The sequence below is a fragment of the Streptomyces sp. NPDC052042 genome, from assembly GCF_044548345.1.
Taxonomy (GTDB): Bacteria; Actinomycetota; Actinomycetes; order Streptomycetales; family Streptomycetaceae; genus Streptomyces.
This window is the reverse complement of sequence record NZ_JBIUBU010000013.1, coordinates 67,213-85,196: the sequence shown is the minus strand read 5'-3', so window position 1 is coordinate 85,196 and position 17,984 is coordinate 67,213. Positions and strand designations below refer to the sequence as shown.

The following is a 17,984-nucleotide window of genomic DNA, read 5'->3' as shown; positions in this document are numbered from 1 at the left end:
GCCCCGTGCCCGTCGGGCCGCCGCCGGGCGGCGCACCGGTCCGGCGGCCCGGGGGCCGAGGGGCAACCCCGTCGGCGCACCCCGCCCGGCGCGCTCCCCCGTCACGCCGCCCCACCGGCGCACGCCGCCGTCACGCCCGGCGCGTCACGCCCTACCGACCTCCTTGGTCACCAGGTCGACCGCCTCGTCCACGTCGTCCGTGACGTGGAACAGCAGCAGGTCCCGGTCGGACGCCTTGCCCTGCGCCACCACCGTGTCGCGCAGCCAGTCCACGAGGCCGCTCCAGTACGCGGTGCCGAACAGCACGATCGGGAAGCGGGTGACCTTGCCGGTCTGGACGAGGGTGAGCGCCTCGAAGAGTTCGTCGAGGGTCCCGAGGCCGCCCGGCAGGACGACGAAGCCCTGCGCGTACTTCACGAACATCGTCTTGCGGACGAAGAAGTAGCGGAAGTTGACCCCGATGTCGACGTGCGGGTTGAGCCCGGACTCGAAGGGCAGCTCGATGCCGAGCCCCACCGAGACGCCCTGGGCCTCCCGCGCCCCCTTGTTCGCGGCCTCCATGGCGCCGGGGCCGCCTCCGGTGATCACCGCGAAGCCGGCCTCGACCAGGGCCCGGCCGATCCGCACGCCCGCCTCGTATTCCGGTGCGCCGGGCCGCGTCCGGGCCGAGCCGAAGACACTGATGGCGCTCGGGAGTTCGGCGAGGGCGCCGAAGCCCTCGACGAACTCCGACTGGATGCGCATCACCCGCCAGGGGTCGGTGTGCACCCACTCGGAGTCGCCCTCCGTGTCCAGCAGCCGCTGGTCCGTGGTGCCGGGCTGCACCTGCCCCCTGCGGCGCAGCACCGGTCCGAGCCGCTGCTCCTCGGGAACGCGTCCTTCCTCGGGGTTGCCCATGACCTGCCTCCTCCGACGACGGTCGTTGGTCGTCGCCGATGACCATCTCTGTCAGGTCAGCGTAAATCCACGGAGGTTACGCGTGGGGGAATCCCGGAGGTCAGTCGGTGAGCCAGGAACGAAGCCGCTCCTCGCAGTGGACGATCCGGTCGGTCCGCACATGCTCGTCGCGCTTGTGCGCGAGGAGCGGGTCGCCGGGTCCGTAGTTCACCGCGGGAACGCCGAGGGAGCCGAACCGGGCGACGTCGGTCCAGCCGAACTTGGGCCGGGCAATACCGCCGACCGCGGCCATGAACGCCTTGGCCGCCGGGTGGGAGAGGCCGGGCATGGCCGCGCCCGAGTGGTCGTCGACGACGAACTCGGCGACACCGCAGTCCGCGAAGACCTCACGGACGTGGGCCAGCGCCTCCTCGGCGGTCCGGTCGGGGGCGTAACGGTAGTTGACGACGACGGTGCAGGCGTCGGGGATGACGTTGTTGGCGACGCCGCCCTCGATCCGCACCGCGTTCAGGCCCTCGTGGTATTCGAGGCCGTCGATGACCGGACGGCGCGGTTCGTACGCGGCGAGGCGGGCCAGGATCGGGGCGGCGGTGTGGATGGCGTTGGACCCCATCCAGCTCCGTGCGGAGTGGGACCGCTCCCCCTCGGTGCGCAGGAAGACCCGCAGGGTGCCCTGGCAGCCGCCCTCGACCTCGGCGTCGGAGCCCTCCAGGAGGACCGCGAAGTCGGCCGCCAGCCAGTCGGGGTGGGCCTCGGCGATGTGTCCGAGGCCGTTGAGGTGCGCGGCGACCTCCTCGTTGTCGTAGAAGACGAAGGTGAGGTCGCGGTTGGGCTCGGGCACGGTCGCGGCGATCCTCAGCTGGACGGCGACACCGGACTTCATGTCGGAGGTGCCGCAGCCCCAGAGCACGCCGTCGGCGTCGAGCCGGGACGGCACGTTGTCGGCGATCGGCACGGTGTCGATGTGTCCGGCGAGCACGACCCGCTCGGCGCGGCCCAGGTTCGTCCGGGCCACGACGTTGTTGCCGTGCCGGTCGACGGTCAGATGCGGCAGGGTGCGCAGCGCCGCCTCGATGGCGTCGGCGAGCTCCTTCTCCTGGCCGCTGACCGACGGGAAGTCGACGAGCCGTGCGGTCAGCGCGGGGCCGTCCAGAGTGAGGTCAAGGGTGCTTTCGGTCATGGCACCGACCATAGCGACCGCGGCCCGGCCGCCGGGGCCCGTGCCCGTCCGGACCGTCGGGCGAAGGGCCTCGGGCGATGGGCCCGTGGGGCCCTCGGCCCAGGACGGGCACTCCAGTACGGTGGCCCCGTGTCCCGGACCCTCTCCCCAGCCCGCCGCCACACCGGCCTCGGCCGCCTCCTCCGTGTCGTGGCCGCTCTCGTCGTCCTCGCCGCCCTGGGCGGCTACGTCCTCATGCAGTACATCACCGGCAGAACGATCGCCCAGGGATGCGTCGTGGAGTCCGCCGACGGCTCGGCCGGCAAGAGCCGTAGTTACCGCCTGAGCATGGAACAGGCTTCGAACGCCGCGACCATCTCCGCCGTCGGCACCTCGCGGGGCATGCCCGAGCGCGCGGTGACGATCGCGTTGGCGACCGCGCTGCAGGAGTCCGCGCTGCGCAACATCGAGCACGGCGACCGGGATTCACTGGGGCTGTTCCAGCAGCGGCCCTCGCAGGGCTGGGGCACCGGGGAGCAGATCCTGGACCCGGTCTACTCCGCGGGCGAGTTCTACCGGCACCTGGCCGAGGTCCCCGGCTATTCGCGCCTGCCGCTGACGGTCGCCGCGCAGCGGGTGCAGCGCAGCGGTTTCCCGCAGGCGTACGCGAAGCACGAGCCGGACGCGGCGCTGCTGGCGGCGGCGCTGACGGGCCGTGCGCCCGCCACGCTGAACTGCAATCCACCGCGGAAGACGACCGTGACGGCCGATGCCGCGAAGGTGCGGTCGGAGCTAGTGCGTGCCTTCGGCGAGGACGTGCTCCCCTCGGCACCGCCGTCGCCGAAGGGCACTGCGGGTGCGGGCGGCGCGCCGTCGGCGACCACGGTCGCGGTGCCGGTGCGGGTGAGCGCCGGCTCCGGGGACGGCGGCGCGAAGCGGCGCGGCTGGGAGCTGGCGCACTGGGCGGTCGCGCGGTCCGAGTCACTGGGCCTGGGCGAAGTGGCGTACGGGGACCGGGTGTGGAAGGCCGGGACGGGCTGGCGGACGGAGCACAGAGGCTCCGAGGCCGACAAGGGCGCCGACGGTGAATCGAACATCGACCAGGTCCGAATGAAGCTCGCACGGTAGTACGGCCGATCGCCCGGAGGCGTCGTCCGGTCACCCCGCGGCGGCGCCGCGCACCACCCGCTTCCCACTCGCCCCCGTTCTCTTCAACCCCAGTGCGTCAGAAGGGAATTGAAACCCCGTCGACTCCCCCGTAAGGGTGTTGTCCGTCCGGGTCGCTCCACCGTGGGCCACGTGGTGCGTTACCGACTCTTTACCTCGGCTCACCGCAACCTCCCCCGCCCCCATGACGGTTGTCATTGCGTCCGATCAACGGACAGAAAGATTCCTCACTCCGTCGAAGGAGCATCATGTCCCTCCCCCTGACCCGCCGGATCACCCGTGCCGCCCTGCTGCTCGCCGCGGGCGCCGCTCCCGTGATCGGCGCGGCCGGAGCCGCGGGTGCCGCACCGCTTCCGCAGACGCCGGACCTCGGCGGCCTGACCGCCGTCGACGGCTCCGGCCTCGGCAAGACGGTCGACGGCGCGTCCAAGCAGGGCGTCAAGGCGACGGGTGAGACCGGCGGCAAAATCGTCGGGACGGCCCTCCCGGCCGCGGGCAAGACCGTCGACAAGGCGGGCCCCGAGGCCGTACCGGCCGTGCAGAAGGCCGCTGGTGGCGCGGCGGAGAGCGCGGGTGAGGTCCTCGGCGACACGGCGAACGCCGCGACCAAGGGCGCTCTGCCCACCAACGGCCTCCCGACCCAGGGGCTGCCGACCCAGGGGCTGCCGATCGGCTGATCCGGTCCGTCGTCACCTCACACGCGAGGGGCCGCGGGAGTCACGGTGTATGTGCACTCCCGCGGCCCCTCGCGTACGCCCGACGCCGACGGCGGCCCGAGCGGCCGTGGACCCTCGGGGGTGCCACCCCCGCGGCCCGCGCCGGCCGCCGCACGCGGGCACCAGCCGGCGCGGAGTCGACCGGTCCCGGGCCGTCGGCCGGTGATCCGACGGGCCTCGGTCGGCGGCCCGTCAGTCGCGGGTCAGCCGCTTGACCGCGGCGGCGACCCGCTCGTCCGTCGCCGTGAACGCCACGCGCACGAAACGGTCGCCGGCCGGTCCGTAGAAGTCCCCGGGGGCCACCAGGATGCCGAGCTCCGCCAGGTGGGCGACGGTGTCCCAGCAGGGTTCGTCCCGCGTCGCCCACAGGTAGAGGCTCGCCTCGCTGTGCTCGATCCGGAAGCCGTGGGCCTCCAGGGCCGTGCGCAGGGCCGCACGCCGCTCCGCGTACCGGGCGCGCTGCTCGGCGACGTGCGCGTCGTCGCCGAGGGCCGCGGTCGCCGCCGCCTGGACGGGGGCCGGAGTCATCATTCCGCCGTGCTTGCGGATCAGCAGCAGCTCGCCGAGCACGGCCGGGTCGCCCGCGATGAAGGCGGCGCGGTACCCGGCCAGGTTGGAGCGCTTGGAGAGCGAGTGGACGGCGACGACGCCCTCGTAGGTGCCGCCGCAGACGTCCGGGTGCAGCACGGAGACGGGCGCGGCCTCCCAGCCCAGCTCCAGGTAGCACTCGTCGCTGAAGACGAGGACGCCGTGCTCGCGCGCCCAGGCGACGATCCGGGTCAGCTCGTCCTTGGCCAGGACGCGGCCGGTCGGGTTGGACGGCGAGTTGAGCCAGAGCAGCTTCAGACCGGCCGGGTCCAGTTCCGTGGGGTCGTCGTAGACGACGGGCTCGGCCCCGCAGAGCCGGGCGCCCACCTCGTACGTCGGGTAGGCCAGGCGCGGGTAGGCCACCTTGTCGCCCGCGCCCAGTCCGAGCTGGGTGGGCAGCCAGGCCACGAGTTCCTTGGAGCCGACGACCGGCAGGACGTTCTCGTGGGTGACCCCGGCCGCGCCGAGCCGCCGTTCCACCCAGCCGGTGATCGCGTCACGCAGCTCGGCGGTGCCCCAGACCGTCGGGTAGCCGGGGCTGTCCGCGGCGTCGACGAGCGCTCGCCGGATCAGCTCGGGCACCGGATCGACGGGCGTGCCCACGGACAGGTCCACGATGCCGTCCGAGTGGGCGGCGGCCGTCGACTTGTAGGACGCGAGCTTGTCCCAGGGGAAGACGGGGAGGCGGGAGGAGAGGGAGGAGACTGCGGACACGGATCTCTGCTTTCTCGTACGGGGACCCACTACGGCCCGGGGTGCCCACCGCGGCTCACGGACCTCTTGCAGCTCATGGGCCTCTTGCGGCTCACGGGCCTCTTGCGGCTCATGAACCCGCTGCGACTCACGAACTCGCTTCGGCCCGAGGGACCGCTGCGGGCCCGTGAGCCGTGGTGGGCTCACCCGGGCCTGCGGGCCCCGTGCAGCTCACGGGCCCGCTGGGGCCTCGGGCGCGCGCTGCGGTTCACGGGCTCGCCGGGGCAGGGTGCTGCTCGGTGCGGCTCACGGAGTCCGGAGTCCGCTGCGGCCGCCGGCGCGCGAAAACGCCTCGGTCCCGTACGGGGACGACCGTACGGGACCGGGCGACGCACGTGCGGTCCGCCGATTACTGGTTCTGCGGCGGCAGCGCGGCGATGAACGCGTGGTCGCGCTCGATCAGGCCCAGCTTGGAGGCGCCACCAGGCGACCCGAGGTCGTCGAAGAACTCGACGTTCGCCTTGTAGTAGTCCTTCCACTCCTCCGGGGTGTCGTCCTCGTAGAAGATCGCCTCGACCGGGCACACCGGCTCACAGGCTCCGCAGTCGACACATTCGTCCGGGTGGATGTACAAGGACCGCTGGCCCTCGTAGATGCAGTCGACGGGGCACTCTTCGATGCAGGCCTTGTCCTTCACGTCGACACAAGGCTGTGCGATGACGTAAGTCACGCTGTCGTTCCTCCTCGGTAGGGCGTTGGCTCTCGCGCGGGAGCGCGGCGTCGTCGATGCCCACCCCTAGTATCTCCGTTCCCGGGCACGAACCGAACAGGAGGGGCGGGCAGAGCTGTGGAATTCACCGTCGGCGGACGACTCGAGGTCCGAATTGCGCCGACTGACGTGGGCAAACGGGTATCAGTCCGGCGCGCTTCGGCGCAGGGCGCGCAAGGACCGAGGTTCACGGACACGGTCGGCGTTCTCACATCGTGGGAGCACGGTGTGCTGTCGATCACAACGAAGAGCGGTGACTCCGTCCGCATCGCGGAATCGGATCTCGTCGCGGGCAAGATCGTGCCCGCCGCCCCGGCCCGGCGGCGCGGCGTTCCCGCGGTCTCCTTCGAGGAACTCGCGCGTGTCTGTGCCCGGGCCTGGCGGCCGGTGGAGAGCGAGGCCCTGGGCGGCTGGGAACTGCGGGCCGCACAGGGGTTCACCCGACGTGCCAACTCCGTACTGCCGCTCGGCGATCCCGGCGCTCCGCTGGACGAGGCGCTCCGCCATGTCCAGCGGTGGTACGGGGAGCGCGGACTGCCCGCGTACATCCAGGTCGCGACCGGCGCCGAGGGCACCCAGGAGCGGCTCGGGGCGGCCCTTGAGGAGCGCGGCTGGCGGCGCGAGGTGACGACGGAGGTACGGGTCGGCGCGCTGGCGCCGGTCGCCGATCTGGACGCCGATGTGGCGCGGGTGCGGCTGAGCCGGGACCTCGACGCGGCATGGCTCTCCCGCTACCAGCGCTTCGAGACTCCGGGAGCGCACGTCCTGGAGGTGCTGCGCGGCGGGCCCTCGGTGTGGTTCGCCTCCGTGCCGGCCGATGGCCCGGACGAGGGCGGCACCGCCGGGGCCGGGGGCGAGGACATGGCCGGTGCCGGGGCCGGGGACGCGACCGGGATCGCTCACGGCGGCACGGACCGGGCCGGGCACAGTGGAACGGCCGGGGCCGGGGGCACGGCCGGGTTGCCCGCGGCGATCGGAAGGTGTGTGGTGGACGGGCGGTGGGCCGGGTTCATGGCCGTGGAGGTCGCCCCCGCCCGACGGCGCCGGGGGCTGGCCACCGCCGTGATGGCGGCGCTCGCCCGCCGGGCTCTGGAGGAGGGCGCCTCGGCTGCGTGGCTCCAGGTGGAGGCGGACAACGAGGCGGCGCGGGCGCTGTACGACGACATGGGGTTCGCGGTCCACCACCGCTACCACCACTTCCGGTCGGCATGACGGGGCGAGGAATCCGATGAACGCTCACCGGCCCGGCCCGCACGAGCGGCCCGAGGACCCCGGCCGCCGGGACGAGCTGTTCCGGCAGTTCGCCGCCCACGCCCGCGCCGAGCGACCGGACCTGGCGCAGCTCTGCCTGCTGCTGGCCGCCGTGGCCGACCCGGCGCTGGACGCGAACGGGATCGACCTGGCGCAGATAGAGCTGGACGAGCTCGCGGGGCGGCTCCCGTACGGGCTGCAGGGCGCCCGGGCGTGGGCCTTGGCCCTGGCGGAGCTGCTCGGCGAGCGGTGCGGTTTCGTGGGCGCGTCGGGCGACTACCGGCGACTGGAGTCGTCACTGCTCCACGCGGTGCTGCGGCAACGGCGCGGGCTGCCGATCCTGCTGTCGGTGGTGTGGATCGAAGTGGCCCGACGGGCGGGCGCCCCGGTGTACGGGGTGGCGCTGCCGGGTCATTTCGTGGTCGGCTTCGGCGACCCCTCGGAACACGTACTGGCCGACCCCTTCGACGGCGGACGCCCGCTGACGGAGGAGGACGCGGGGCTGCTGGTGGCCGGGATGACGGGGGCACCGCTGGACGAGTCGATGCTGGCTCCCGCCCGCCCGCTGGAGATCGTGCTCCGCATCCTCAACAACGTCAGGGCGTGGGCGGCGGCCCGTCCGGAGCACACGGACGTGGCGCTGTGGGCGGTGGACCTCTCGCTGCTGCTGCCCTCGCATCCTGCCCGGCTGCGCTACGAGCGCGCGCAGTTGCTCGTGCAGAGCGGGCAGTTCCTGCACGGGGCGGCGGAGATGGAGGAGTACGCGGACGTGATCGGCGGGATCGACCCCGAGACGGCCGAGACGATCCGCCAACGGGCCCAGGCGGCACGTGCGTTGCTGAACTGAGCGGACGCCCCTCGGCCTGCGGTGGGGGGGGGGGCCCGGCCCCGGCCCGCCCCCCCCCCCCCCCCCCCCCCCCCCCCCCCCCCCCCGCCGGGCGCGCCCCCCCCCCCCCCCCCCCCCCCCCCCCCCCCCCCCCCCCCCGGGCGCCCCCCCCCCCCCCCCCCAACCCCCGGGGCGGGGGGGGGGCCCCCCGCGGCCCCCCCCCCCGGGGGGGGGGGGGGGGGCCGCCCGGGCCCGGCCCCCCCCCCCCCCCGACCGCGCACCGCCCGCCACGCCGCCGGTCGGGGCGCCCACCGCACCGCTCGCGGGTCCGACCGCCGGAGCGCCCCGGCTCCCCGCCGTTGGCCCGGGGCCGCCCCGGCCGGTCAGCTCCGGTACGCCGGGGCCGTGGTGCCGGTCCACCGGAGCAGGCCGAACAGGAGTTGTGTGGCGCCCGGCATGAAGCGGGACCCGTGATGGTGGACGGGGTCCATCGTGGTGACGATCAGTCGGCCCGCGGTGGAGACCCGGTCCTCGTAGAGGAGGACCTGCCGGGTGGCGGGATCGCCCTCCCTCTCCAGCTCCGTGTACGCCAGGACGGTGGCGTCCGCCGGGGGTTCCAGCAGCCCGTGGTAGTGCCAGCGGACGGAGCGTTCGGTGAGGTGGTCCCATGCCGCGTGACCGTCGCCGGACCGGCGGACGCCGTTGTCGCCGCCGGGGACACGCCACCACCAGAAGTTGGTCTCGGCGGGCCGGAATCCGCGCAGACCGGGGATCCAGCCGCAGTCGCCGTTCTCGCCGAGGACGACGACCGTGCCGCCGCGTTCGGCGACCTTCAGCACCCAGGGCACGGCCCGGTCCAGCAGCCGGGGGTGCAGCCGGTCGGACACGACGAGGGTGTCCAGGTCGTCGAAATCGCCCCCGATGACGTCGGGGAGGTAGAGGTCGCGGGGCCGCCAGACCTGGACCGCCGGATCGGCGAGGGTGGTCAGCTGGCTGTAGGAGCCGCCGTGCAGGAAACCGAGTCGGTGCATCAGAGGGTGCCCTCCAGCCAGGCGTGCAGTCGGGGGCCGAGGGTCCGGGTGGAACGGTCGGGGTCGCTGAACATGAACAGGTCGTTGCCCGCGTGGGCCATGACGAAGCCCTCGCCGAGCGGGTAGAGGATGTCGATCGGCAGGGCGTGCGGGCCGATCCCGTTGAGGACGGTGCCGCCCTCGGGCACGCGGGAGTGGTAGCCGCGGCCGTAGAAGCCGGCCACCCCCAGGCGCACCAGGTCCCCGCCGGTCGGGGTGCCGGGGACGCCGGTGCGGTACACCAGTTCGAGGTGGTCGATGCCCTCGAAGACCGGATGCGGGGTGACCGGGCTGATCCACAGGTCGGACGGGCCGTGGTGGTCGAGGGCACGCCACGGGGAGAGACCGGGCAGGAAGGGCCGGACGACGTGCCCGTTGACCAGGACCCGGCCGCCGCCGCGCACGAAGTCCGCCAGCAGGGGCGCGCGGCGTTCCAGGAAGACCTGGTCGACGTTGCCCGCGATCGACAGCCCCTTGATCCCGCCGCCCAGCAGCAGCTCTTCGGACAGGTCGTACACGTCGAGCGGTTCGACGGACGGCCGGGCGGACGGGTCCATGCCACCGGGGCCGGTCCCGGCTCCGGACTCGGCTCCCGGCCCGGGCTCGGATCCGGGCGCCGACGCCGGCACGCCCATGGTGACGACTCGGACGGTGCTCACGCGGGGACCTCCTGGAGAGGGGTGGACAGATCGGTGCGGGTGGGGCCGAGGTCGGGGACGACCACGGTCCTGGGGCCGCGCGGTCCCTCGACCCGGGGGGCGGCGACGGGGATGCCGTACAGCTCGCTCAGCGCTGCGGCGTCGAGGAGTTCGGCGGCCGGGCCGGTACGGACGTCGTCCGGGCCGAGCACCAGCACCGCGTCGTCGGCGAGGTGCAGGGCGTGGTCCGGGTGGTGCGTGGTCAGGACGATGCCGAGGCCGGAGGCGGCGAGCTCCTGGAGGAGGGTCAGCACCCGGGTCTGGTTGCGCAGGTCCAGCGCGGAGACCGGTTCGTCGAGGACCATCACCTGGCATTCGGCGGCGAGGGCCCGTGCGATCAGCGTCATCTGCTGCTCTCCGCCGGACAGTTCCGCGTACGAGCGGTCGGCCATGGGGGCGATGCCGACGCGCTCCAGCGCCTCGGCGGCCCGTGCGCGGTCGCGGCGCCCCGGGGTGGCGTACGCCTTGATGTGCCGGGAGCGGCCCATCAGCACCATGTCCGTGACGGAGTAGGCGAAGGGGGAGGCGTGGGACTGCGGCACGTATGCGACGGGGGCGTGGGCGGTGACGCTGCCTTCGGTGGGCCGGGCGAGCCCGGCGAGGAGGCGCAGCAGGGTCGTTTTGCCCCGGCCGTTGGGGCCGAGGACACCGAGGACCCGGCCCCGGTGGGCGGCGACGTCGACGCCCCGGAAGATCCAGCGGTCCTTTGTGTAGCGGTGCCCCAGGGCCCGGGCCTCGATCACGGGATCGTCCGCCACGGGACCGTCCGCGTGGGCCGGCCCGGTCGCGCCCGTGGGCGCGGCCCGCACCCCACCGGCGGGGACGGTCCGCATACGGCCTGTGGCGTCGGCCCGCGTACGGCCCGCGGGGCGGCTCACGGCGTCGGCCGGTTCGGTTCGGCTCACTGGGACCACATCCGGTTGCGCGACCTGGCGAGCAGGGCGATGAAGAACGGGGCGCCGACGATCGCGGTGAGGATGCCGAGCGGCAGCTCGGAGGCGGTCAGCGTCCGGGAGAGGGTGTCGATGACGGTGAGGTAGGAACCGCCGATGAGGAACGACGCGGGCAGCAGCACCCGGTGGTCGCTGCCGGTCACCAGGCGGGCCAGGTGCGGCACGACGAGACCGACCCAGCCGACGAGGCCGGCGACGGCGACCGCTCCGGCCGTCATCAGGGCGACGGCGCAGAGGAACACGCCACGGGTCAGGCGCGGGGGCACGCCGAGCGCGGTGGCGTCCTCGTCGCCGAGCGAGAGGATGTTCAGCCGCCAGCGCAGCGCGAGGACCACGGCGGCGCCGAGCAGCACCGGGATCGCGGCGGTGACGACCTTGCTGTAGGTGGCGGTGGACAGCGAGCCGAGCAACCAGAAGACGATCGAGGGCAGCTCGGACTCGGGGTCGGCCGCGTACTTGCCGAAGGAGACGAGCGCGCTGAAGAAGGCGGCGGTGACGGTGCCACCCAGCACGATCATCAGGATCGGGCTGCCGCTGCCCAGGCGTCCGATCAGCATGACGATCGCGAGGGCCACGAGACCGAACCCGAAGGCACCGGTGACCACGCCGAACGAGCCGGTCCCCAGCAGCATGGCGAGGACCCCGCCGAAGGAGGCGCCGGAGGCCACTCCGATGACGTCGGGGCTGACCAGCGGGTTGCGGAAGACGCCCTGGAGGGCGGCGCCCGCCAGCGCGAGGCCCCCTCCGACCAGCAGGGACAGCAGCACGCGGGGCAACCGCACATCGAGGACGACCGTCTCCTCGGTGCCGGTCCAGGTCCGGTCGACGGGAAGGAACTGCCCGGTGAGGAGCCGCACGATCTCGTTCGGCGGCACGATGTAGCGGCCGGCCGCGAGCGCGGCGAGGGCGATCAGCACGGTCAGCGCGGCGAGCAGCGGTACGCCGAGGAGCCGGCGGCGGCTCCCGTTCCCCGTCTCCGCCTCCGCCGCACGGGAGACCCGCGGACCGGAATCCCCCGCGCGCTGTGCCTGCGGACCGGAATCCCCCGCACGGTGTGGCTGCGAACCGGAATCCCCCGCCCGAGGGACCCGCCGGCCGGATTCCCCCGCCCGGTGTGCCCGCGGGTCGGACGCCGCCGTGGCGTCAGGCGCGGAAGCCGTCATAGCCGGAGCTCTCACCGTTCATGTCGAGGCGCAGCACGTCGTCGATCCGGCCGCGCGAGATCTTGTAGCCGTAGAGGTGGTCGAAGGTCTTCTCGATCCGGGCGCGCAGGCCGAGGCGGGCACCCAGCCCGGGATGGAGGATCTGCGCGACCCAACGCCACATCAGCGGCGACTCGCAGCAGGGCGGGTCCCAGCGGTAGCCGCCCAGTGGGATCTTGTAGACGCGGCGGGCGCGGACGGCGCGCAGGCCCGCGAGTTTCTTGTCGGCGTAGAGATCGGCGGGGGTGGTGGTGTCGAAGCCGGAGAGGAAGACGACCTCCGGATCCCAGCTGAGCAGTTGTTCGACGGACACCTGCGGAGTGCCGGTGGCCTCGTCGCGGGCGACGTTGACACCGCCGGCGATGTCCGTCCAGTGGTTCATGTAGTGGGACTTGTTGACGGTGGTCCAGCCGTCGGCCGCGGTCCTCAGGTAGAGCACCTTGGTGCGGGTCCTGGACTGCGGGGCGACCAGCGTGCGGATCGCCTTGTCCTCGTCGTGCATCCCTGCGATGAGGCCGGCGGCGCGCTCCTTCTTGCCGACAAGTGTGCCGAAGACGTCGATCCAGGTCTCCATCTGCTCCTGGGTGCCGTATGTGAGGCCGACGACCTTGAATCCGGCGTTCTCCAGGGGCGCGATGACCTCGTCGCCCATGTCGCCCCACTGGATCACCACGTCGGGCTTGAGCGAGAGCGTGGTCTCGACGTTCGGGACGAAGTCGGCTCCGGCGATGGTGGCGGTCTTCTTCGACTCGGGGAAGAGCGTGCCGAAGATGCCTTCCTTGTTGGCCTGGAGCGTGGATTCGTTGATGCCGACGATGCGGTCGTACGAGCCGTCCACGGCGGCGATCATCGACGGCGACGGGATGATCGCGGTGGCGATCCGTTTCACCGGTCCGTCGAACGCCACCTTCTTGCCTCGCTGGTCGGTGATGGTGAAGCCGGTGGCGGCGGCACCTGCCTTGTCGGCCGTGACCTCGCGAGAGGAGCAGGCGCCGAGGGCACCTGCTCCGGCCAGTACGAAGGCACCGGCGCCGAAGCCGCGCAGGGCGGTGCGCCGGGAAGGCGCCGGGGGCGCCGGGAAGGCAGCGGACATGGTCCACCTCCGGAGTGAGTTACTTAGGTATGCCTAACCTAACCCAATCGGAATCCATCCCTCCATGAGGGTCCCGGGGAGTCGGCGCGAACCCGTTTGCCACTCGACCACGGAGGGGCTTGACCACATGGAGGTGGCGGAAGACAAGCAACCCGGCTTCGGCGCGTCTCGCCGATCTGCTTACGCCGCCGGATGGAATCACGGGCCGCCCCCGGTCCGGAACGCGCCGGAACGGCATCGCCCCGGCGCCCCGGCCGACCGCCTCCCACATATGCGACCTCCCTTCAACCGCCGCTCCATCAGGTCGAGTTCACGCCTGACACGCGGTCATCGCACACCGCTGTGACTGTCCGGACGGGACACGCCGGTACCTCGGCAAACGAGTGGAAGGCCACCGCTCAAACCTCGCGACGCGCCACGTGCAATCCAACGGGTGATTATCAGCCCCGCACCACTCGTTGGGCCCACGGCGTCGCTCGAATGCGGCGCTCCCCGATGGCGCGCGACCGCATTCCGACTGACGGTGGATCATGTCGCTACTGCTCCACATCGAGTCGACACCCTGTCACTCTTAGCAGTCGCGACGGAAGGAATGTGTTCAGATGCGCTCTGCCCGCACACTGTTCGCTACGGCCGCCGTCACAGCGGCCCTCGCCGTCACCGGCCCCTCCGCCTACGCCGCGACCACGGCGGCGGGGGACGCGGCACAGGCGACCGGCTCCTCGTCCTCGCGCGGCGACGAGCAGGGAGGATACGGCTCCGACCACGGCGGTCGCGGCGGCGACCGCGGCGGTAACGACGACTACGGCGACCGCGGTGGTCGCGGTGACTACGGACGCGGGGGTGACGACTACGGCGACGAAGGCGGTCGCGGTGGCGGCGGTCGCGACGAGGGCCGCCCGCACGGCGGCGTCCACACCGGCGGCGGCTTCCTGGCCGGCGCCGTGGCGAATGACCACGAAGGCGGCCGGGGCGGCGGCCACGGCCGCGACGAGGGCGGTCGCGGCGGTCGCGGGGGAGGTCACGACGAGGGCGGCCGTGGGGACAACGGCCGCGGGGGCGACGAAGGCGGCCGGGGAGGCCGCGGCGGTGGCAAGCCCCAAGGAGGCGTACACACCGGCGGCGGTTTCATGGCCCGGGTGGTCACCGAGGATGGCGGCGGTCGCGGCGGCGACGACGGCGGGCGCGGCGGTGACCGTGGTGGTCGCGGCGGCGGGAACGACGGCCGCGGGGGCGACGACTACGGCGGCGGGGGCGACGACTACGGGCGTGGTGGCGACGACTACGGCGGGCGCGGCGGTGGCGAGGACCGGCCCCGCGGCGGCGTCCAGACCGGTGGCGGTGGGACCGCGGTGACCGGCAGCAGCCTGGCCGCCGGTTCGGCGTTGCTGCTCGGCGGGCTCGGCGTCGGTGCGTACAAGCTGCGCCGCCGCCGGCCAACGGGTGACGTGCTCGCCTGAGACCGGGCCGACCACGGCAACCCGTAACCGTCCACCACCGACCATCAACCGGTCGTCCACGTTGTCGCGGCCGTCGTCCCTCGGGGGCGACGGCCGCGGCGGCGTCGTTTCCGCACCGACGCCCGGTACGGCACGGCCCGGCACGGCACGGCACAGGTGCGGGGCTCCCTCCCCCGCACCTCCCCTCCCCGCCCCGCACACCCGCACCGCACCGCACAAGTGAAAGGCGCACTCCCATGGCCGCCCAGCAGCCACCCGGCTCATCCCCCTGCCGCAAGGCCCACGCCTCCAGATCCCGCCGCCACCTGCTGTGGCCCGCCATGGCGGCCGGGCTCGGCGTGATCATGATCTACCACTCCTTCGACGACGTGGCCGACGGCAAAGTGCCACCTCCGCCCACGGCCGCCATGGCGCCCGCGATGCCCTCCATGCCCCAGGAGGTACTCGGTTCGCACGCCCCGCCGCTGCCCGCCCCCCAGGGCGACGGCCCGGCGATTCTGCGCTCGGTCCCGACGCGGCTGCGGATCCCGTCTCTCGCCGTCAACGCGCCCTTCACCGAGCTCGCTCTCGGCGCGGACAGCCGGCTCAACGCGCCGCCCCCGAACGACAGCAACCTGGTCGGCTGGTTCAAGGACGGCGTCACGCCCGGCGAGCGCGGCACCGCGATCGTGGCGGGGCACGTCGACACGAAGACCGGGCCCGCCGTCTTCCTCCAACTCCAGTACGTCAAGCCGGGTTCCACCGTCGACATCACCCGCGCCGACGGGTCCGTGGCCACGTTCAAGGTGGACTCCGTCGAAACGTTCAAGAAGGCGAAGTTCCCGGACCAACGGGTCTACGCCGACACCCCGTCGGCCCAACTGCGCCTGATCACCTGCGGCGGCACGTACGACAAGAAGGCCAAGGACTACGAGGACAACGTGGTGGTGTTCGCCCACCTCGACTCGTCCAAGAAGGGCTGACGGCCACACACCGCAGCGGCTCCGCCCACACGTCCTACGCCCCGGAATGGCGTACGGGGACCGAGTGGGCTACGCGCTTCGCGGCGGCACGGATGGCTTTCTCTCCCGGCCCGAACGGCACTTCTCGCAAGGGAGTCGACCGGTGCTGCCGTGCCGCCCCAGCGCACAGGCCGCCCCGGTGTCCGCCGGAGGGGCCGTTGCCGTCGTCCATGACGGTCGGGCCAAGGACCCTGCCGCCGGAACCGTCGAACCGCCGTGATGGCACGGGCTCGGGGAACGCGGGCTCCCGTGCGACACCGCCCCCGCCCGGGGGCCGGACGGGGGCGGGTGTGCGTGAGGTCTCCCGGGAAGTACGCGGGCTCCCCGGGAGGGGCGGCCGGCCGCGACGGGGCCGTCAGCCGTTGCCGTCGAGACTGATCGTGACGGTCCGCTCGACGGGGGTCTTGCCCAGCAGCGCGCCCTGCATGGCCGCCGCCACGTCGTCGGCGTTGAGCTGGTGCTTCTTGCCGTCGCCCTTGGTGACCATGATGCCGTCGAAGACGCCGTCGCACAGGGTGTCGATGGCCTTCTTGTCGTAGCGCTGGACCAGCTTCCCCTCGATCGGCACCATCGACAGGATCTGCGGCAATGACCTGGCGGGACCGAACTGGATCTGCTTGGGGCCTGCCTTGATCGTGATCAGACCGGACATCGCGGGCTCCGCGAACTCCTTCATCGCCCGGTCCAGTTCGGCCTGGGTGATGGTGGGTTCGCGGGTGATGACGGGCAGTTGGACCGTGGACGCCTTGCCGGTCTGCACCTGGGCCCGGTAGGCGTCGCGGACCGAGATCATCGACTGGTTGACGTCCAGCCCCTTGCCCGCTTTGCCAGGTACGGCGATGGCCTTGTTGGGCACGAACTTGATCGTGCCGTCGCTGGCCGAGCCGGAGGCGCCCGCGAGGTCCGTCAGCGCGACGCCCAGCTTCTCCTCGTCGACCGGGATCACCGGGTCGACGACGCGCTTCTGCCCGAAGACGGTGCCGATGACGGACATCGGGTTGTAGTCGCTTCCGGCGGCGGCGCGCACGGTCTCCTGGCTGTCCAGGCTGAGTCCGGCCTTCTCCGGGGCCAGCTCGGTCGTCTTGCCGTCCACGGACAACTGGAGGGGCGCCACGGCGCGCTTGCCGAGGGCGGCGTCCAGCTTCGCGACGGCCTCCTCCTTCGTCCCACCGCCGATGTCGACGCCGAGGACGGTGGTGCCCTTGGGCACGTCGGCGTGGTTCATCAGCAGCCCGGCGCCGTACGCGACGGCGGCCAGGCCCACGACGGCCGCGCCGAGCAGCACCAGCTTGGAGCGGCCCTTCTTCTTCGCGGGCGCGGACGGCGCGTCGGAACCGGCGGCCGGAGCGGGCGACGGGGCGGCGGGACCGCCCGAGCCCAGCGGGCCCGTGCCCAAAGCCTCGTCCTCGACCACGGGCGCGGCGTCCGCGCGCCGGGCGGAGAGGCCGCCCGCGTTCGGGAACGGGGACGCGGAACGCTGTTCCGGCGTGATGACCGGAATTCCGCTCGTGAGCGTGTCACCGGAGACGTTGCCGTCGGACGCGGCACGGACCGCGGCGGTGAACTGGGGCGTCAGCTCCGCCGTGTCGTCGGACAGCCGCGGCACGGGGCCGGTGCCAGTGACGGCGTTCGCGGCCGGACTCGTCGTCAGCGGCGCGGCGCCGCCGACCGGCCCCGCCGTGGGGCCGCTCGGCCCGGCCACGGGGGCGCCGGGGGCGTCGAACTCGTCGAAAGCACTGTGGCCGGGGCGGGACCCGTCCGGGGCGGGGCCGTGCTGCGGCCCGTCCGAGAAGTACGGCAGATCGGCGTGGGGCGGAGTGGGTGCGCCCCCCTCCCCCGCGTCCGCGCCACCGGCCGGGGCGCCGGGCACACCGCCTGCGACCGGGGTCTTCGGACCGGTGACCGAGGTGTTCATGGGCGCCTTGCGCGGGGCGAACCAGTCGCTGCCGCCGTTCTTCTCCCTGGCCGACTTCTCGGAAGCCGGTTCCGGTGGAGCGGCGAGCGGCGCGTCGTTGTCGGGCGCAAGGGCATCCGACGGGTCCGATCCGGGGCGCGGGATGCCGCCGGTGCGCTCCGCGTCGGCGACGTCGCCGTCGTTGACGGGCGTGCGCATCACGACGGGCGGGATGGGACGCGAGCCCGGAATGTTGATCCGGATACGCGTCGTCAGCGTCGTCTCGGTTCTCGGCTCCTCGGGCCGCTGCCGGTCCCCGGACTCCGGGGCCCCGTCCTGGGCGTCCTGCGAGGGGTGCGGCGACGGATACTGGCGGGATCCGTACGGCGGCGTCCCCGAGGGGTACGCGGCTCCTCCGCGCCCCTGGGTCCCGGAGGACGAACTGTCAGTTTCACGACTCAAAGCAGGTTCTCCCGATTGGCTCCGCCGCCCGTACTTTCCCCTGCCGCAGTCCAGGGGACGGCTCGGCGCGCGAACCACCATACTG

General features: G+C 73.2%; 16 protein-coding genes. 6 read left to right on the top strand and 10 right to left on the bottom strand.

All coding sequences use genetic code 11. The annotated features are described in order from the left end of the window. Window positions 1-144: 144 nt before the first annotated feature. Window positions 145-897, bottom strand: a complete 753-nt coding sequence (locus tag ACIHCL_RS21765) for a TIGR00730 family Rossman fold protein (RefSeq protein WP_399864066.1) — start codon at window positions 895-897, stop codon at window positions 145-147. Between the two features lie 100 nt (window positions 898-997). Next, window positions 998-2,077 (bottom strand): succinyl-diaminopimelate desuccinylase, encoded by a 1,080-nt coding sequence (gene dapE, locus ACIHCL_RS21760; protein ID WP_399864065.1) that lies wholly within the window; start codon window positions 2,075-2,077, stop codon window positions 998-1,000. Between the two features lie 129 nt (window positions 2,078-2,206). Here dapE and ACIHCL_RS21755 point away from each other — a divergent pair, with 129 nt between their 5' ends. Together ACIHCL_RS21755 and ACIHCL_RS21750 are read left to right on the top strand one after the other, a co-directional pair. Beyond that, a complete protein-coding gene (locus tag ACIHCL_RS21755) occupies window positions 2,207-3,184 on the top strand; it encodes a hypothetical protein (RefSeq protein ID WP_399864064.1) in 978 nt (325 codons plus the stop codon). Window positions 3,185-3,471: 287 nt separating this feature from the next. Beyond that, entirely contained in the window at window positions 3,472-3,900 is a 429-nt protein-coding gene (locus tag ACIHCL_RS21750; protein ID WP_399864063.1) for an ATP-binding protein, read from the top strand. 231 nt (window positions 3,901-4,131) lie between these two features. On the opposite strand, the gene dapC is transcribed toward ACIHCL_RS21750, so the two are convergent. Together dapC and fdxA are read right to left on the bottom strand one after the other, a co-directional pair. Beyond that, window positions 4,132-5,241, bottom strand: a complete 1,110-nt coding sequence (dapC, locus tag ACIHCL_RS21745; protein WP_399864062.1) for a succinyldiaminopimelate transaminase — start codon at window positions 5,239-5,241, stop codon at window positions 4,132-4,134. A gap of 388 nt (window positions 5,242-5,629) precedes the next feature. Beyond that, on the bottom strand, window positions 5,630-5,950 hold the full coding sequence (gene fdxA, locus ACIHCL_RS21740) for a ferredoxin (protein ID WP_018956287.1): 321 nt from the start codon (window positions 5,948-5,950) through the stop codon (window positions 5,630-5,632). 117 nt (window positions 5,951-6,067) lie between these two features. Here fdxA and ACIHCL_RS21735 point away from each other — a divergent pair, with 117 nt between their 5' ends. Further along, window positions 6,068-7,201, top strand: a complete 1,134-nt coding sequence (locus ACIHCL_RS21735) for a GNAT family N-acetyltransferase (RefSeq protein WP_399864061.1) — start codon at window positions 6,068-6,070, stop codon at window positions 7,199-7,201. A gap of 16 nt (window positions 7,202-7,217) precedes the next feature. Continuing rightward, window positions 7,218-8,087, top strand: a complete 870-nt coding sequence (locus ACIHCL_RS21730) for a tetratricopeptide repeat protein (protein ID WP_399864060.1) — start codon at window positions 7,218-7,220, stop codon at window positions 8,085-8,087. 362 nt (window positions 8,088-8,449) lie between these two features. Here the strand turns inward: ACIHCL_RS21730 and ACIHCL_RS21725 are convergent, their stop codons facing one another. The 5 genes from ACIHCL_RS21725 to ACIHCL_RS21705 are packed head-to-tail and all read right to left on the bottom strand — an operon-like array spanning window position 8,450 to window position 13,082. After that, window positions 8,450-9,097 carry a hypothetical protein gene (locus ACIHCL_RS21725; protein ID WP_399864059.1) on the bottom strand — a complete coding sequence of 216 codons (648 nt, stop codon included), beginning with the start codon at window positions 9,095-9,097 and terminating at the stop codon, window positions 8,450-8,452. Next, the gene (locus ACIHCL_RS21720) at window positions 9,097-9,795 is read right to left on the bottom strand and encodes a hypothetical protein (protein ID WP_399864058.1); all 699 of its coding nucleotides are present in this window, start codon (window positions 9,793-9,795) and stop codon (window positions 9,097-9,099) included. The genes ACIHCL_RS21725 and ACIHCL_RS21720 overlap by 1 nt, the downstream gene beginning before the upstream one ends. Further along, window positions 9,792-10,739: an ABC transporter ATP-binding protein gene (locus ACIHCL_RS21715; RefSeq protein ID WP_399864056.1), complete on the bottom strand. Its 948-nt coding sequence runs from the start codon at window positions 10,737-10,739 to the stop codon at window positions 9,792-9,794. The genes ACIHCL_RS21720 and ACIHCL_RS21715 overlap by 4 nt, the downstream gene beginning before the upstream one ends. Continuing rightward, entirely contained in the window at window positions 10,736-11,950 is a 1,215-nt protein-coding gene (locus tag ACIHCL_RS21710) for a FecCD family ABC transporter permease (RefSeq protein WP_399864054.1), read from the bottom strand. The genes ACIHCL_RS21715 and ACIHCL_RS21710 overlap by 4 nt, the downstream gene beginning before the upstream one ends. Continuing rightward, window positions 11,931-13,082 (bottom strand): ABC transporter substrate-binding protein, encoded by a 1,152-nt coding sequence (locus ACIHCL_RS21705; protein ID WP_399864053.1) that lies wholly within the window; start codon window positions 13,080-13,082, stop codon window positions 11,931-11,933. The genes ACIHCL_RS21710 and ACIHCL_RS21705 overlap by 20 nt, the downstream gene beginning before the upstream one ends. A gap of 602 nt (window positions 13,083-13,684) precedes the next feature. Here ACIHCL_RS21705 and ACIHCL_RS21700 point away from each other — a divergent pair. Next, the gene (locus ACIHCL_RS21700; protein ID WP_399864051.1) at window positions 13,685-14,542 is read left to right on the top strand and encodes a hypothetical protein; all 858 of its coding nucleotides are present in this window, start codon (window positions 13,685-13,687) and stop codon (window positions 14,540-14,542) included. Between the two features lie 236 nt (window positions 14,543-14,778). Next, complete coding sequence (locus ACIHCL_RS21695; RefSeq protein ID WP_399864050.1) at window positions 14,779-15,504, top strand: class F sortase; 726 nt, start codon at window positions 14,779-14,781, stop codon at window positions 15,502-15,504. Between the two features lie 394 nt (window positions 15,505-15,898). On the opposite strand, the gene ACIHCL_RS21690 is transcribed toward ACIHCL_RS21695, so the two are convergent. Beyond that, entirely contained in the window at window positions 15,899-17,899 is a 2,001-nt protein-coding gene (locus ACIHCL_RS21690; protein ID WP_399864049.1) for a hypothetical protein, read from the bottom strand. Window positions 17,900-17,984 lie beyond the last annotated feature (85 nt).

What these genes read in the sequence shown, in the direction of transcription:
- ACIHCL_RS21765 (WP_399864066.1), bottom strand. Translation starts at nt 897, where the DNA reads ATGGGCAACCCCGAGGAAGGACGCGTTCCCGAGGAGCAGCGGCTCGGA.
- ACIHCL_RS21710 (WP_399864054.1), bottom strand. Translation starts at nt 11,950, where the DNA reads ATGACGGCTTCCGCGCCTGACGCCACGGCGGCGTCCGACCCGCGGGCA.
- ACIHCL_RS21750 (WP_399864063.1), top strand. Translation starts at nt 3,472, where the DNA reads ATGTCCCTCCCCCTGACCCGCCGGATCACCCGTGCCGCCCTGCTGCTC.
- ACIHCL_RS21725 (WP_399864059.1), bottom strand. Translation starts at nt 9,097, where the DNA reads ATGCACCGACTCGGTTTCCTGCACGGCGGCTCCTACAGCCAGCTGACC.
- ACIHCL_RS21705 (WP_399864053.1), bottom strand. Translation starts at nt 13,082, where the DNA reads ATGTCCGCTGCCTTCCCGGCGCCCCCGGCGCCTTCCCGGCGCACCGCC.
- dapE (WP_399864065.1), bottom strand. Translation starts at nt 2,077, where the DNA reads ATGACCGAAAGCACCCTTGACCTCACTCTGGACGGCCCCGCGCTGACC.
- ACIHCL_RS21730 (WP_399864060.1), top strand. Translation starts at nt 7,218, where the DNA reads ATGAACGCTCACCGGCCCGGCCCGCACGAGCGGCCCGAGGACCCCGGC.
- ACIHCL_RS21700 (WP_399864051.1), top strand. Translation starts at nt 13,685, where the DNA reads ATGCGCTCTGCCCGCACACTGTTCGCTACGGCCGCCGTCACAGCGGCC.
- ACIHCL_RS21695 (WP_399864050.1), top strand. Translation starts at nt 14,779, where the DNA reads ATGGCCGCCCAGCAGCCACCCGGCTCATCCCCCTGCCGCAAGGCCCAC.